This window comes from Pseudarthrobacter sp. BRE9 (genome assembly GCF_031844305.1).
Classification (GTDB): Bacteria; Actinomycetota; Actinomycetes; order Actinomycetales; family Micrococcaceae; genus Arthrobacter.
In genome coordinates this window covers 454,540-469,800 of the sequence record NZ_JAUZUY010000001.1, presented here as the reverse complement: position 1 = coordinate 469,800, position 15,261 = coordinate 454,540, and the positions used below count along the sequence as shown (strand labels likewise).

13 protein-coding genes are annotated in these 15,261 nt (G+C 68.6%); 8 read left to right on the top strand and 5 right to left on the bottom strand.

What is annotated here, in order from left to right:
- Positions 1 to 105 precede the first annotated feature (105 nt).
- The 4 genes from Q9R31_RS02095 to Q9R31_RS02080 form a co-directional block, all read right to left on the bottom strand.
- Positions 106 to 1,071, bottom strand: coding sequence for a hypothetical protein (locus Q9R31_RS02095; protein WP_311261103.1), 966 nt, complete (start codon positions 1,069 to 1,071; stop codon positions 106 to 108).
- A 300-nt stretch (positions 1,072 to 1,371) separates the two neighbouring features.
- Positions 1,372 to 3,048, bottom strand: coding sequence for a formate--tetrahydrofolate ligase (locus Q9R31_RS02090; protein WP_311261102.1), 1,677 nt, complete (start codon positions 3,046 to 3,048; stop codon positions 1,372 to 1,374).
- Positions 3,049 to 3,124: 76 nt separating this feature from the next.
- Positions 3,125 to 4,390 (bottom strand): D-inositol-3-phosphate glycosyltransferase, encoded by a 1,266-nt coding sequence (mshA, locus tag Q9R31_RS02085; protein WP_311261101.1) that lies wholly within the window; start codon positions 4,388 to 4,390, stop codon positions 3,125 to 3,127.
- Positions 4,391 to 4,466: 76 nt separating this feature from the next.
- Positions 4,467 to 5,894 (bottom strand): 6-phospho-beta-glucosidase, encoded by a 1,428-nt coding sequence (locus tag Q9R31_RS02080; RefSeq protein WP_311261100.1) that lies wholly within the window; start codon positions 5,892 to 5,894, stop codon positions 4,467 to 4,469.
- A gap of 89 nt (positions 5,895 to 5,983) precedes the next feature.
- On the opposite strand from Q9R31_RS02080, the gene Q9R31_RS02075 reads away from it, so the two are divergent.
- Genes Q9R31_RS02075 through tsaD form a run of 6 tightly spaced genes read left to right on the top strand, consistent with a single transcriptional unit; the run spans position 5,984 to position 11,252 of the window.
- Positions 5,984 to 7,075: a carbohydrate kinase family protein gene (locus tag Q9R31_RS02075; protein ID WP_311261099.1), complete on the top strand. Its 1,092-nt coding sequence runs from the start codon at positions 5,984 to 5,986 to the stop codon at positions 7,073 to 7,075.
- Positions 7,076 to 7,131: 56 nt separating this feature from the next.
- A complete protein-coding gene (alr, locus tag Q9R31_RS02070) occupies positions 7,132 to 8,370 on the top strand; it encodes an alanine racemase (RefSeq protein WP_311261098.1) in 1,239 nt (412 codons plus the stop codon).
- Positions 8,367 to 8,984 carry a tRNA (adenosine(37)-N6)-threonylcarbamoyltransferase complex ATPase subunit type 1 TsaE gene (gene tsaE / locus Q9R31_RS02065; protein WP_311261097.1) on the top strand — a complete coding sequence of 206 codons (618 nt, stop codon included), beginning with the start codon at positions 8,367 to 8,369 and terminating at the stop codon, positions 8,982 to 8,984. The genes alr and tsaE overlap by 4 nt, the downstream gene beginning before the upstream one ends.
- Positions 8,978 to 9,649 carry a tRNA (adenosine(37)-N6)-threonylcarbamoyltransferase complex dimerization subunit type 1 TsaB gene (gene tsaB, locus Q9R31_RS02060; RefSeq protein WP_311261096.1) on the top strand — a complete coding sequence of 224 codons (672 nt, stop codon included), beginning with the start codon at positions 8,978 to 8,980 and terminating at the stop codon, positions 9,647 to 9,649. The genes tsaE and tsaB overlap by 7 nt, the downstream gene beginning before the upstream one ends.
- Positions 9,650 to 9,693: 44 nt before the next feature.
- Positions 9,694 to 10,164 (top strand): ribosomal protein S18-alanine N-acetyltransferase, encoded by a 471-nt coding sequence (gene rimI, locus Q9R31_RS02055; protein WP_397428200.1) that lies wholly within the window; start codon positions 9,694 to 9,696, stop codon positions 10,162 to 10,164.
- Positions 10,161 to 11,252: a tRNA (adenosine(37)-N6)-threonylcarbamoyltransferase complex transferase subunit TsaD gene (gene tsaD / locus Q9R31_RS02050; protein WP_311261094.1), complete on the top strand. Its 1,092-nt coding sequence runs from the start codon at positions 10,161 to 10,163 to the stop codon at positions 11,250 to 11,252. The genes rimI and tsaD overlap by 4 nt, the downstream gene beginning before the upstream one ends.
- 153 nt (positions 11,253 to 11,405) lie before the next feature.
- Here tsaD and Q9R31_RS02045 read toward each other — a convergent pair whose 3' ends face one another.
- A complete protein-coding gene (locus Q9R31_RS02045; protein WP_311261093.1) occupies positions 11,406 to 12,557 on the bottom strand; it encodes a glutamate--cysteine ligase in 1,152 nt (383 codons plus the stop codon).
- Between the two features lie 385 nt (positions 12,558 to 12,942).
- Between Q9R31_RS02045 and Q9R31_RS02040 the strand changes: the two genes are divergently transcribed.
- Both Q9R31_RS02040 and Q9R31_RS02035 read left to right on the top strand, forming a co-directional pair.
- Positions 12,943 to 14,391: a glycoside hydrolase family 3 N-terminal domain-containing protein gene (locus tag Q9R31_RS02040; RefSeq protein ID WP_311261622.1), complete on the top strand. Its 1,449-nt coding sequence runs from the start codon at positions 12,943 to 12,945 to the stop codon at positions 14,389 to 14,391.
- A gap of 48 nt (positions 14,392 to 14,439) precedes the next feature.
- Positions 14,440 to 15,258 carry a shikimate 5-dehydrogenase gene (locus tag Q9R31_RS02035; RefSeq protein WP_311261092.1) on the top strand — a complete coding sequence of 273 codons (819 nt, stop codon included), beginning with the start codon at positions 14,440 to 14,442 and terminating at the stop codon, positions 15,256 to 15,258.
- Positions 15,259 to 15,261: the final 3 nt, after the last annotated feature.

Sequence of the window (15,261 nt, the reverse complement as noted above, 5' to 3'; positions counted from 1 at the left end):
AACGCCCGCTCACTTTTGACGGGTTTTTTGGCGACCCCCGCTCACCTTTGGTGGGTTTTCAGAAGACGACCGCTCACCTTTGGTGGGTTTTCAGAAGATGCCTGCTCACATTTGGTTTGGGGCGGCAAATCCCGCAGCGACCGCCGCATCCGCCACACAATTCTTCAGGGCTCGCTTGATCGTCTTGATGGCGATATCGAATCCGTCCTTCTGATCGGCCTTGCCGACAATGATGACCGTCCATCCAGCCGTTTCGAAGGCCTTGTCCCTGCGCCGATCGCTCAGCCGCTGTGCTTCGAGAAGGTGGTGGCCGCCGTCGTACTGGACAGCAATTTTTCGACGTCGAAAGGCAAGGTCGGCGGACGGCGATCGAGGGTCTCCGGGACGAAGCGACAGCTGCAACTCGGGCTCCGGAAGACCTGCGTCTAACATGGCCAACCTGAGGAAGGTCTCGGGCGCAGAGTCCGATCCAACCCGCACAAGGTCCAGAGCCTGCCTCGCACGCACAACCCCTTGAAGGTTTGGATGACGGGCAATCATGTCCCGTAGTTCCTCAACTGTTGAGTACGCGTCCTCCCGGCCCTCCAATTCGGGCCGAGGCCGTCGAACTAGCTGGTCCGCCATGGCCACCAGGTCTTCCAGGGGCAGCAGCCTTGCCATGTCCAGCCAAGTCCGGGCCCGTGTGCTGAGCCACATCCCCTCGACGAACTCCACCTCGCCAGGTTTCACAATGAGGCGGTGGCCGTGGATACCTTTCCGCCGGGCTCCGGGAAGCACCGTGGGCTTACTGAGATGCAGTTCTCTTGAGTCGGACAACCAGGCGGGCAGTAGCGAACACTGTAGGCGCGCCGCGGTGACGTGGGAGATCCATGCGCCGGGTGTCGCTTCCGACAACGCGCGGGCAGCTTCTTCCAAGCAGAAGTCCCATTCAGCAGGGCGATAGAGGCCCCGGCTGATGTGCTCGATGTCGGTGCGGCGCAGGCGGTTGTAGTCCAGTCCCGCGCTCTTGAAGCTCTCGACCGTGAAGGGTCTGCTGGCCAGATGCGCAGGTAAGGGCGGGCGGGATCGCATACTGCATTCTCATGCAAATGGTGGGCGGCCGTGTGAAGTTATCCACAGGCTGAAGCCCCTCCCGGTTAACACCCTCGCTGGCCAAGGGGTGGGGCCTGAGCGGGGGTTTCAGGACCGGCTGCCAAAGGTGAGCGGGGGTTTCAGGACCGGCTGCCAAAGGTGAGCGGGGGTTTCAGGGAGGGCGGCGAAAGGTGAGCGGGCGTCGGTGGGAGGGCGGCGAAAGGTGAGCGGGGGTTTCAGGACCGGCTGCCAAAGGTGAGCGGGCGTCGGAAAATTTGGTGCGAAAGGTGAGCGGGGGTGTCAGGTGAGGCCGACGGGGTTGCCGTCCGCGTCCACGTCCATTCGCAGGGCGGCCGGGACGGCGGGGAGGCCGGGCATGGTCATCACCGCACCCGTCAGGGCCACAATGAAGCCCGCACCGGTTTTGGGCAGCAGGTCGCGGACATGGATGGTGAAGCCCTTGGGGGCGCCCAATCGGGAGGCATCATCCGTGAAGGAGTACTGCGTCTTGGCCATGCACACCGGCAGCCCGCTCCAGCCGTTCCGCTCGATGTCGGCCAACCGCTTCAACGCCGGGACGGAAAAGTCCACGCCGTCCGCGCCGTAAATCTCCTGCACGATGGTCCGGATCTTGTCCTCAACCGACAGCCCCAAGCTATAGAGGTGCCTGAAGCTGTTGGGCCCGGCCACCGCCTCGGCAACCAAAGCCGCGAGTTCATCACCGCCGTCCCCGCCACCGCCCCGGCCCCACACATCCGCAACGGCCGCCGGGACGCCCTCGGCCGCGCACCATGCGAGCAGCCAGTCGAGTTCCTCGGGCGAATCGGACGAGAACTGGTTGATGGCCACCACGGGGGTCACGCCGAACTTCTCCACGTTGCGGATGTGCCGGCGCAGGTTCTCCGCGCCGGCTTCCAGTGCGGCCAGGTCCGGCCGGGCCAGGTCGGCCTTGGCCAGCCCGCCCTGCATCTTGAGGGCACGGACTGTGGCCACCACCACCACGGCGGAGGGTGCCAGGGCGCCGATCCGGGCTTTGATGTCCATGAACTTCTCCGCCCCCAGGTCTGCGCCGAAGCCCGCCTCGGTCACCACGATGTCCGCCAGCCGCCGGGCTGTCTGGGTGGCGATCAGGGAGTTGCAGCCATGGGCGATGTTTGCGAACGGGCCGCCGTGCACCAGGGCAGGGGTGCCCGCGATGGTCTGCACCAGGTTCGGTTTGATGGCTTCCTTCAGCAGCAGGGTCAGGGCCCCCTGCACGCCCAGGTCGGCCACTGTCACGGGTGCGCGGTCGTAGGTGTACCCGAAGGTGATCCGGCCCAGGCGCTCCCTGAGGTCAGCGATGTCCGTGGCCAGGCAGAAAACAGCCATTATCTCGGAGGCCACGGTAATGTCGAACCCGTCCTGGCGCGGGACTCCCTGGGAGGGGCCGCCCAGGCCGATCACCACTTCCCGCAGGGCCCGGTCGTTCATGTCCAGCACCCGCTTGAACGTCATCCGTCGCGGGTCGATATTTAGGGCGTTGCCCTGGTAGATGTGGTTGTCCACCAGGGCCATCAGGGCGTTGTTGGCCGACGTGATGGCATGGAAGTCACCGGTGAAGTGCAGGTTGATCTCATCCATGGGGAGCACCTGTGAGTAGCCGCCTCCAGTGGCACCGCCCTTCATGCCCAGCACCGGACCGAGCGACGGCTCCCGCAGGGCGATCATCACCTTGTGGCCGGCGCGGGCCAGGGAATCGGCCAGCCCCACCGTGGTAGTCGACTTTCCTTCGCCTGCCGGCGTGGGGGACATGGCCGACACCAGCACCACCTTCCCGGCCGGTGGCGGTGCGTCCAGGCGTGCGGGGTCGATCTTTGCCTTGTACCGCCCATACAGCTCGAGGGCTTCAGGGTTGATCCCTGCGGCAGCCGCGATGTCCTCGATGGGCCGGATCCGCGCAGCACGGGCTATCTGAAGATCCGAAGGGAGAGCAGACATCCTTGTCCTTTCCTGCACGGGCCAGCGCCGGCATCTGCCCCTAAGCTAACAGCTTCCGCGCTTGCAGGGGGCAGTTTCAGGAAGCCGGAACCACCGGGGCCAGGCGCCGGCCCACAAAGTTCTCGACGGCGGCGTGGTAGCTCTCCAACGTAATCGCGGCAGTGCGCTGCCAGCCGGAGTTCTGGGCGCGGATGGCGGCGGCGCGGCCCAGGTCCTCCCGGGTGGCGGGGTCGTCGTACAGGGCTTCCAGGGCATCAGCCCAGTCGGCAGCATGGTGGCCATCCACAAGCAAGCCGGTCCGGCCGTGGAAGATGGCGCGGGAAAGCCCACCAACCCGGGTGGCTACCACGGGCGTGCCGCAGGCCTGGGCCTCGAGCGCCACCAGCCCGAAGGATTCGCTGAAGGACGGCATCACCACGACGTCGGCCGCGCGGAACCAGGACGCCAGCTCCGGTGCCTTCACCGGTGGAAGCTGCGTGACGACGTCGTTCATTCCTGCCTCCGCAATCAGGCAGCGCAGGTTGAATTCCTTGTTGCCGCTCAAGGCGCCCAGGATGGTGACGCGAAGATCGATGTCCGGGCGGCGTTTGCGCAGCAGCGCCGCAGCCTTGACCAGGACGTGCGGGCCTTTCAGCCGTTGGATGCGGCCGGCAAACACCAGGTGGAAGGTGTCCGGGCTGATGCCGTGTTGTGCCCGGGACCGCGCACGGAACGCGGGGGTGAAGGTGGCCAGGTCCACGCCGGGAGGCGCGATGTCGATCCGGTCGTACGTGGCGCCGTAGTGGGAGACGAGCTCGGCTGCTTCGGAGCTTGTGTTGGCGATAAGCCGCGCGGCGCCGTCCACGATGCGGTGCTCGCCCACCTCGCGCCGCCGGGGCTCGGGCTGTTCGCCGGACTCCAGCAGCAGGTTCTTGACCTTGGCCATGGTGTGCATAGTGTGTACCAGCGGCACACCCCACAGCTCGGACAGCTCCAGGCCGGCGATCCCCGAGACCCAGTAATGAGAATGGATGACGTCGTAGCGGCCGTGCGGCTGGCGGCGCCGGATCTGCTCGATCTCGGCCACCATGGCGTGCAGCAGCCCGGGAAGCTCCTCCTTGGGGATCTTCTTCGGCGGCCCGGCCAGGACATTGTGCACGCACACACCGGGATCGGGATGTTCGACGGCGGGCTGGTCGGCGGAGGTGGCGCGCGTGAAGATTTCCACCTCCACGCCCGCCTCGGCCAGGGCAGATGCCAGCTCGCGGATGTAGACGTTCATTCCACCGGCATCACCGGAACCCGGCTGTTCCATGGGAGAAGTGTGGAGGGAGAGTAACGCGACCCTGCGGATCAGTGCCACGGGACCTCCTTCCGGCAGCCGGCAGATGTCAGGGGAGCCGGCTCAGTGCGCATTCGATAAAACATTACTCCTTCGCCTAACGCCTGCCGCCCTCCCACATCTTCCCCAGAGCCGGGAAGGCCTGCTCGTAACCCGCCAGAAGCTTCGCGGCCAGTTCGGGCGAATCCACGAGCGGGTGCCGGCCGAAGGCCTCCAGGGCCGCGTCGCGGTTGCCGGTGGTGGCAGCGCGGACCACGAGCCGTTCCACCTCCTTGACCCGCTGGAGCAGGCCCAGCTGCGGGCCGTCCGGTGCCTTCTGCGCCAGGGGGACCGCGCCGTTGGCGGTCACGGTACAGGGAACTTCGACGACGGCGTCTGCCGGGAGTCCGGGAATGGCGGGTTGGGAAGCTGCCGCCGCAGCCGTGGCGGACACGGGTGGGTGGGCTTCGGGTTGCCGGGCGGGCACCGGCGCGTTCCGGGTGTTCAGGACCAGGTGGGTGTCGCCGCCCCCGGACAGAGCGCGCATGGCCGCCAGCGCAACCCGCTCATAACCGCCGCCGGCCAGGTCCTCCTCGGCCCGGCGTTCGCCGTCGCGCCGCGCCTCGGCCAGGTACCCCTCTTCACGGGAGCGCCGCGCCTCCTCCCACAACCGGTAGGCCCCACGCCCCGCAGCGGCCAGCCGCGGATACAGCTCCTGCTGCTGGCTGTGGATGCTTTCACCGCGGGTCTGGGCCATGGCCTGCATCGCCTGCCGGGCTGCGTCGCGCTGGTAGTAGTAATACAGATACTCGTTCGGAAGCATGCCCAGTTCCGCCAGGAACGGCTGCGGGAAGAGCCTGCCTTCCTCGAACGACTGCAGGGCCCCGGCGTCCGCCAAAAGGCCAGGCAGCACGTCCCGGCCGCCGGACTCCAGCCGGTACAGCCAGCCCAGGTGGTTCAGCCCGTAGTAGCCCACGCCGTCGAGCCGGCCTTCCGGCGACGGCACACGGGCAGCACTCGCCGCCCGCTGCACCAGGCCGCCCGCAGAGTCGCAGATCCCGATGACCCGGGGCCCCAGGACGGGAACCAGCGCCTCGGTGACCATTCCGGCGGGGTTGGTGAAGTTGATCAGCCACGCCTCCGGGCAGTGTTCCCGCATCAGCCCCGCAAGGTGCAGCATGTGCGGAATGGTCCGCAAGGCGTAGGAAATTCCCCCGGCGCCCGTGGTTTCCTGTCCCAGCAGTCCCAGGTCCTGCGCCACTTTCTCGTCCGCGACGCGTCCCGCTGTGCCGCCCGGCCGGATCGCCGCGAAGACCATGTCCGTGCCGGGCAGGGCTTCGGCAAGATCGGTGGTGGCGTGGACGGGAAGGCGGGCGCCTTCACCACCGGGCATACTGTCCAGCACGGCGGTGACGGCCTCAAGGCGGGCGGGATCGACGTCGTACAGCACCAGTTCGGTGACCAGCCCGGAAAAGGGACCGGCTACCAGGGCCCGGAATATCAACGGAACCCGGAAACCCCCGCCGCCGGCAATCAAAAGCCGCATACCATGCAGTTTAGGACCAGCCTCCGACAACCCGCCCACCTGTCCTACGCCCCTACCGCGGGAGTGTGGCACGGCGTATCCTGCGCACTATGGACGCCATCCCAGCACGCCCCTTCGACCCCCTGGCTGCCGTCCGTTCACCCCTTGAACCCGGATTCGACCTGCTGCTGGCAGGGACCGTGTTCCAGGACATCATCTTCACGGGCCTGCCCCACGGGCCCGAGCCCGGCACGGAAATCTGGAGCGACGGCATGGGAAGCTGCCCCGGCGGGGTGGCGAACCAGGCCATTGCCGCTGCCCGGCTGGGACTGCGCACCGGGTTGGCTGCCGCATTCGGGGACGACGGCTACGGGGACTTCAACTGGAAGATCCTCTCGGGCCAGGAGCACGTGGACCTCAGCCTCTCCCGCCGCGTCCCGGGATGGCACTCCCCGGTGACGATCTCTCTCTGCGTGGACCAGGACCGCTCCCTGGTGACCCACGGGCACTCGGCGCCGGTGACAAACTCCGAGCTGATCGGAACCCCGCCCAGGACGCTCGCGGGCATCGCGGAGGTGGGCCTGGAAGTGGAGCCGTGGGCCCGGGCAGCCCATGGTGCCGGGGTGAGGCTGTTCGGGGATGTGGGGTGGGATCCCAGCGGCGAATGGGCGCCGGTGCGGCTCGAAAACCTGCAGTACTTTTACGCTTTCCTGCCGAACCAGCGCGAGGCCATGGCGTTCACGGGCAAGGACAATCCGTGGAGTGCCCTCTATGCGCTGGCGGAGCATGTTCCGGTGGCCGTCGTGACCCTGGGCCCCCAGGGTGCCATGGCCGTGGACTCGGAAACCGGTGAGGAGGAGTGGGTCCCGTCGCTTCCGGTCAAGGCCCACGACCCCACCGGTGCCGGCGACTGCTTCGACGCGGCGTTCATCGTGGGAACCCTGGCCGGCTGGCCCCTGGGGGACAGGCTGCGGTTCGCCAACCTGTGCGCAGCCCTGGCAGTGCAGGAGGTGGGCGGCTCGCTGGCGGCCCCGGGCTGGGGCGACATCGCTGACTGGTGGAGACGCGCCAACGCCCGCCCCGAACGGCAGACGAGCCAATGGCTGCGGCGCTTCGGGTTCCTCGCGGACATCATTGAAGACGTGCCGCTGGCAGCCCAGCGCCGGGCAGCAGCCACCATCGCGCACCTGTCGGATGCTTAAGGAGCGCTGGAGGCCCTGATTATTCGGCGCGAAGTGCCAGCACTAGAATCACTTAGGTGACTTACCCCGCAAGAACCGGTGAATTCAGCGCTGCCCCCGGGCCGGACCCCCGCCATGAGCGGTCCGCCGTGATCGACCTCGACGCCATCCGGCACAACGTCCGCCGGCTTGCCGCCGCTGCTTCCCCGGCAAAAGTCATGGCCGTCGTCAAGGCTGATGCCTACGGGCACGGCGCCGTCCCGGTGGCCCGGGCAGCCCTGCAGGCAGGTGCGGCCTGGCTCGGCGTGGCCCACATTTCCGAGGCCCTCGCGCTGCGTGCCGCCGGCATCGATGCCCCGCTCCTGGCGTGGCTGCACACCACGGACAGCAACTTCGGCGCCGCCGTGGCCGCCGGCGTCGACATTGGCTGCTCCGGCTGGGAGCTGGAACGCATCGTGGCCGCGGCCCGTGAACAGGAGCGTCCGGCGCGGGTGCACCTGAAGGTGGACACCGGCCTGGGACGCAACGGAGCCACGCCGGAGGACTGGGACCGGCTGGTGGGGGAGGCCGTGGAATACCAGGACCAGGGTCTCCTGCGCGTGGTGGGCATCTTCTCCCACCTGGCCGTGGCCGACGAGCCGGAGCGGCCCGAGACGGACGAGCAGCTGGCCGCATTCCGGGAGGCGCTTGCCATCGCCGAGGACGCGGGCGTGGATCCCGAGGTCCGGCACCTTGCCAACACCCCCGCCACCCTGTCCCGGCCGGACACCCACTTCGACCTGGTCAGGGTTGGCCTGGGGATCTACGGGCTTTCGCCGTTTGACGGCCAGACCTCGGCAGAGCTCGGGCTCCGCCCCGCCATGACGCTGCGCACCCTCGTGTCGCAGTGCAAGCAGGTTCCGGAGGGGCAGGGCGTCTCCTACGGACTGCATTACCGCACCAGGACGGCGAGCACCCTGGCCCTGATTCCCATGGGCTATGCCGACGGCGTCCCCCGCATCGCCACCGGTGGACCGGTCCGCGTGGCTGGGAGGACCTACCCGGTTGTCGGCCGGATCGCCATGGACCAGATGGTCATCGACCTCGGGCCGGAGGCGTCCGGGGCTCCCGTGCAGGGTGCGGAAGCGGAGCTGTTCGGGGACGGCGCCGACGGCGGGCCCACGGCGGAGGACTGGGCGCGCGCCGCAGGGACCATCAACTATGAAATCGTGACCCGGATCAGCCCCCGTGTTCCGCGCCGCTTCATCAACGAGGACCAGCCGGCGGGCAACGGCCAGGGCCTGGTGGGCGCGCCCGGCACGGCGGGAGCCGCATGAGCCCGGCGGAACAGTTGGCCGCCAACCCGGCCGCCAACTGGGAAAAGACGTTTACGGCGACGACGGCGGAACAGACGCACGCGTTCGGCGCACGTTTGGCGGAGGTGCTGCAGTCCGGGGACCTGCTGGTGCTGTCCGGCGAGCTGGGTGCCGGGAAAACCACCTTCACCCAGGGGCTGGGCGAGGGACTGGGTGTCCGCGCCGGCATCATCTCGCCCACCTTCGTCCTGGTCCGGATCCATCCGAACCTGCCGGATGGTCCGCGTCCCGGTGGGCCGGACCTGGTGCACGTGGACGCATACCGGCTGGGCTCGGCGGCGGAGATCGACGACATCGACCTCGAAAACACCATGGACTCGTCCGTGACGGTGGTGGAGTGGGGGCACGAGCGGGTGGAACACCTGAGCGACAGCCGGCTGGAGATCGACTTCCTGCGTGCCATCGGCCTCGACGCCGGGGGCAACGGAGCCGGAAGCGGAAGCCTGGACTTCGACGGCGAAGACACCGACGAGCCCCGCACCATCGTGATGCGCGGGTACGGGCCACGGTGGGCAACTGCCCCGGAACTGGGCGGGCCGGAACTGGGCGGGCCGGAAGGAAACGTTCCATGCTGATCCTCGCGATTGACACCTCCGCGGTGGCCAGTGCCGCGCTGGTGTCCTATGAAGCCCCGGAAGGAGTGCTGGCCAGCTTCTCCACGGAGGACACCCGCAGCCACGCCGAGGTGCTCGCACCCGGCATCCACGCCATGCTCTCTGAAGCAGGCGTCACCGGCCAGGACGTCGACGCGCTGGTGGTGGGGGTGGGCCCTGGCCCCTTCACAGGGCTGCGCTCGGGCATCGCCACTGCCCGCACCCTGGCGTTTGCCTGGGGCAAGCCCCTGCACGGGCTGATGAGCCTGGACGCGGTGGCGCTGGAGGTGGCCGAATCCACTGCCGCCGTCCCGGAATTCCTGGTGGTGACCGACGCCCGCCGGAAAGAGGTCTACTGGGCCCGCTACAGCCTGGAAGACGGGCAGTTGCCGCTGCTGGAGGACGGCCCGCACGTCGGATTCGCCGCGGACCTGCCGGACCTGCCCGCCTTCGGCGCGGGCGCAGGGCTTTACACCGACGTCCTGCGCGCCCATCCGGAGTTCCAGGGGGAGCAGCCCGACGCACTGTACCTTGGCCAGTTCGCCCTGGCCAGATTGGCTGCCGGGGACGCCCTGTTGGACACCGCGCCCCTGTACCTGCGCGAATCGGACGCCCAGGTTCCCGGACCACGGAAGCGGGCACTGTGAGTACCGCCCCGGAACCCCGCTTGGCAGGCGTCACTGTCCGCGACATGACCCTGGACGATGTGCCCGCCGTCGGCGCCCTGGAGCATCAGCTGTTCCCGATCGACGCCTGGCCCGTGCAGATGTTCCTTGATGAGCTCTCCCAGCCGGAGACCCGGCGCTACCTCGTGGCGGAGACCAGCGACGGCATCGTGGGCTATGCCGGGCTGATGTGCATCGAGCCCATCGCGGACATCCAGACCATCGCCGTCGTCCCTGACTGTGAGGGGCGCGGCATCGGCAGCACCCTGCTCACGCAACTGATCGGGGAGGCCAGGCACCGCGGTGCCGCCGACGTCCTGCTCGAGGTCCGGGCCGACAACCCTCGGGCACAGCAGCTGTACGTGCGGTTCGGCTTCGAACAGATCCACATCCGCCCCCGCTACTACCGTGACGGGGTGGATGCCCTGATCATGCGGCTCCAGCTCGCCGCACCGGAAACTGACGGCCACGAGGCAACGGAAGCAGGCCAGCCATGAACCGCTCACAGCCCCTGGTGCTGGGCATCGAATCATCCTGCGACGAAACCGGCGTGGGCATCGTCCGCGGCACCACCCTCCTGACCAACACCGTCTCCTCCTCGATGGATGAGCACGTTCGGTTCGGCGGCGTCATCCCCGAAATCGCTTCGCGTGCCCACCTGGACGCGTTCGTCCCCACGCTCGAGCAGGCACTGGCAGACGCCGGCGTTAGCCTCGACGAGGTGGACGCCATCGCCGTAACGTCCGGGCCCGGGCTGGCCGGCGCCCTCATGGTGGGCGTGTGCGCTGCCAAGGCGCTCGCCGTCGCCACCGGAAAGCCGCTCTACGCCATCAACCACCTGGTGGCACACGTGGGCGTGGGACTCCTGGATGACCGCGCCAACGGCCGGAAGCAGGAGCTGCCGGAGAACCTGGGCGCCCTGCTGGTCTCCGGCGGCCACACCGAAATCCTCCGGATCAACAGCATCACCAGCGACGTGGAGCTCCTGGGCTCCACCATCGACGACGCCGCGGGCGAAGCCTACGACAAAGTGGCACGCATCCTGGGCCTCGGTTACCCCGGCGGGCCGGCCATCGACAAGGTGGCGCGCGGCGGCAATCCCAAGGCAATCCGCTTCCCCCGTGGCCTCACCCAGCCCAAGTACATGGGCACGGCGGATGCCCCCGGACCGCACCGGTACGACTGGTCCTTCAGCGGACTCAAGACGGCAGTGGCCCGCTGCGTGGAGCAGTTCGAAGCCCGTGGGGAGGAGATCCCGGTGGCTGACATCGCGGCCGCCTTCCAGGAAGCCGTGGTGGACGTCATTTCATCCAAGGCGGTGCTGGCCTGCCGCGAACACGGCATCAAGGACGTCCTGCTGGGCGGCGGCGTAGCCGCCAACTCACGCCTGCGCGAACTGACCGGCCAGCGCTGCGCCTCCGCCGGCATCCGCCTGCACGTGCCGCCCCTGGACCTCTGTACGGACAACGGCGCCATGGTGGCGGCCCTCGGCGCCCAGCTGGTGATGGCCGGCATCGAACCCAGCGGAATCGGCTTCGCCCCGGACTCCTCAATGCCGGTCACGTCGGTATCACTCCCGGCCTGACGGCAGTAGGCCCGTCGGTAGGCCCGGCCAACCGTCGCGGGGCACTTTGGGGGCGCCGCCGTCGTACATCACGACGGCGGCCGGCGTGTCCGTGTCGAAGTGCCCCGTTTTGGGCGAGCCACCTCAGTCGGGCCACCTCAGGTGAGGAGCAGATCAGGCGGTGGGGCCGTTCCGCATCTGCTTGACCAGGTCCAGGACCACGGCCTGGAGGTTCCCGCCGTTCTCCGCGGCCACACGGCGCTGGCGCTGGTACCCGGCTCCGCGGCGGATGATCTTTTCGACGTCGGCAAGCTCGTCGGCGCATTGAAGCTTGGCCGCCACCGGCTCCAGCCGGTTCAGCGTCTCCAGCAGGTGGTCGGTGACCAGCTGCTCCCGGCCCGCGGCGTCCAGGATGATAATGGCGTCCATGCCGTAGCGGGCCGCGCGCCACTTGTTCTCCTGCACGTGCCACGGCGGCATGGTGGGAATGGTGCCGCCGTTGTCCAGGGTGGTGGAGAACTCGTCCACCAGGCATTGGGTCAGGGCCGCGATGGCGCCCACCTCCTCCAGCGTGGCCAGGCCGTCGCAGATGCGCATTTCGATGGTGCCCAGGGCTGGCACGGGCCGGATGTCCCAGCGGATCTCGGAGATGGTGTCGATGACGCCGGTAGTGGTCATGTCCTGCACGTAGGACTCGTATTCCTCCCAGGATTTGAACTGGAAGGGCAGGCCCGCGGTGGGAAGCTGCTGGAACATCAGCGCCCGCTGGGAGGCGTAGCCGGTGTCCTCGCCGCCCCAGAACGGGCTGGACGCGGAGAGCGCCTGGAAATGCGGGAAGTAGTTGACCAGGCCGTCCAGGACGGGCAGCGCCTTCTCCCGGCGGTCCAGTCCCACGTGCACGTGGACGCCGTAAATGACCATCTGCCGGCCCCACCACTGGGTCCGGTCAATGAGTTTGGCGTAGCGTGCCTTGTCCGTCACGGGCTGCAGCTGCGGCGGGCTGAACGGGTGGCTGCCGGCGCAGAACAGCTCCACGCCCATGGGATCGGTGATTTCGCGGACGGCGGCAACGGACCGGCTGAGGTCCTCCTTGGCCTCGGCGGCCGTTTCGCAGATGCCGGTGACCAGTTCCACGGTGTTCAGCAGCAGTTCCTGCTTGATGTGCGGGTGTTCGTCGTCTTCGTTGAGTTCCGGGTGGCGCGAGGCCACGCCACGGAGCACCTGGTTGGCCACGGACGCGAGCTCGCCCGTCTTTCCGTCCACCAGGGCAAGCTCCCACTCAACACCGAGGGTTGACTGCCTCGATGACGCGAAGTCGATCTTCACACGTTTCCTTACTGTCCGGTTTGCCGCTGGCTGATGCCGCTCACAGGCTGCGCCGGCTGGAGAACGGGTGGTTCAAGTCTAGTGCAGGGGTAGCATCATATTGATGGCCCCGTTCCCCCTGCGTCACAGCCCTGCCAAAACCAGTCCTGCCAGATCCTTCCCCCTCCTCCTGGCCTTGTCAGCCCTGGCCCTGGCCTCCTGCACCGCTTCGCCCAACGCGGCCCCGCCGTCGCCGGCCCCGCCCACCACTGCGGCCCCGTCCGCATCAGCAAGTACGACGACGGCGCCTCCCACCGCTTCTGCCTCACCTGACCCGGGCTCCCGCCCCCTGGGGTGGGGCCCGGAGCAGCGCGACCAGGACGCCGCCGTGGCCGCCGTGGCGGCCATGTCGCCGGAGGAGAAGGCCGGGCAGGTGCTGCTCCCGTTCTTCAAGGGCAACCAGGTGGAGGCGCACGCCGCGCTCATCCAGCGCCTGCACCTGGCCGGGTCAATCATCATGGGCGACAACGTGCCGCGGGGCCCGCAGGGGACGGTGGATGTTGCCGCCATGGGCGCTGTGAACCAGCGCCTGCAGCAGGCTGTTGCCGCCGACGGCCGGCGCTGGCCGGGCATCATCGGCGTGGACCAGGAAGGCGGCGCCGTGGCACGCCTGGGGCAGCCCCTGACCGAATGGCCGACGCCCATGAGCTACGGTGCCGCCGGCAACCAGGCCCTGACCCGGGAAGCAGGAAAGGGGTTGGCAGGTGAGCTGGTGCCGCTGGGGTTCGACCTCGACTTCGCACCGGACACCGACGTGACCATCGGGCCCAACGACCCCACCATCGGTGCGCGCTCCATGTCGGCAGATCCGGCCGCCGCCGCAGCCCATGGAGTTGCCTTCTCCCAGGGCATGCTGGACGCCGGTGTGCTCCCCACCGTGAAGCACTTTCCGGGCCACGGCTCGGTGACCACCGATTCCCACCTCAGCCTCCCGGTCCAGCCCGCCGGCATTGACGAGCTCCGGGCCCGGGACTGGAAACCCTTCCAGGCTGCCGTTGCAGCGGGCCTGCCGATCGTCATGACCGGGCACATTGCCGTGCCTGCGCTGGAACCCGGTGTGCCGGCGTCGCTGTCCGCACCAAGCTACGCCGCGATGCGGGGCCTGGGCTTCAAAGGCGTGGCCGTGACGGACGCCCTCAACATGGGGGCCGTGGACAACCAGTACCCCGCCGGGGCAGCCGCGGTGAAAGCCCTGGGCGCCGGTGCCGACCTGCTGCTGATGCCCGCGGACGTGGTACAGGCGCACGCCGCCATCCTCCAGGCCCTGGCCGCCGGCACGCTTCCCGCCGCGCGGCTGGATGAGGCCGCGCAGCGGGTGGCCACCTTGATGATCTGGCATGCCCGGACCACGGCGGCCGCCGGAACGGCGGGAGCAGGTGCTCCGGCCGGAAGCGGCGCCGCGTTGTCGGCACGGGTTTCCGCGTCGGCCGTGACGGTTGTCGCCGGTCCCTGCAGCGGCCCCCTGGTTCCCGGTGCCGTGCGCGTGGCCGGCGGGGGACCGGGGGACAGGGAGCGGTTCGAAGCAGCCGCCGCCCGTGCCGGCCTGGCGGTTGGATCGGGCCCGCTGGTGAATCTCATCGGCCTCGGCGGGAAAGCGGCGGGCGGGGACATCGCCGTGGCCCTGGATGCCCCCTGGCCGCTGCAAAACTCCACCGCCCCGGTCAAGCTGGCGCTGTATGGCCGCACCGACACCGCCTTCGATGCGCTGGCCGCCGTGCTGGCCGGAAAGGCGCCCGCTCCCGGAAAGCTGCCAGCCGCCGTCGGGCCCTTTCCTGCGGGAACTGGCTGCCCCTGACCCAACTAAGTAGCGCTACCCAGTTGGGAGGGACGGTTTAATGGTCTGGTGCCCATTCTGAATAAAGACATGACCCTCTGCATCTCGCTCTCGGCCCGGCCCAGCAACAACGGGACACGGTTCCACAACCACCTGTACGGGCAGCTGGACCTGAACTGGATCTACAAGGCGTTCGCGCCCACCAACCTGGAACTGGCCATCGCCGGCGTCCGGGGACTGGGCATCCGCGGCTGTGCCATCTCCATGCCCTACAAGGAAGATGTCATCGCGCTGGTGGACGAGATGGACCCGTCTGCCAAGGCCATCGACTCGGTGAACACCATCGTGAACACGGAGGGACACCTCAAGGCGTACAACACCGACTACACGGCGATCGAGCAGCTGCTGGCGTCCAACGGGGTCCCCACGGACTATTCCGTGCTGGTCCAGGGGGCGGGCGGCATGGCCAAGGCCACGGTGGCCGCGCTCCGGGACGCCGGGTTCAAGGACGTTACCGTTATCGCCCGGAACGAGGCTGCCGGGCGTGCGCTCGCGGACCAGTACGGCTTCCAGTGGCGGGCAGCGCTCGACGGCGGCACGGCGGACCTGATCGTCAACGTCACCCCCATCGGCATGGCGGGCGGCGCCGAAGCGGACAGCCTTTCCTTCCCTGAGGAGGCCATCGAGGCTGCCCGGCTGGTCTTCGACGTGGTGGCGCTGCCGGCCGAGACGCCGCTGGTCCGTGCCGCGCGGGCCGCAGGAAAACCTGTCATCACCGGCGCGGAGGTCGCCACGATCCAGGCATTGGAACAGTTCGTGCTCTACACGGGCGTGCGCCCCACCGATGAGCAGGTGCGGGCAGCCGAGGAGTTCATGCGCGCGCAGTAGGCG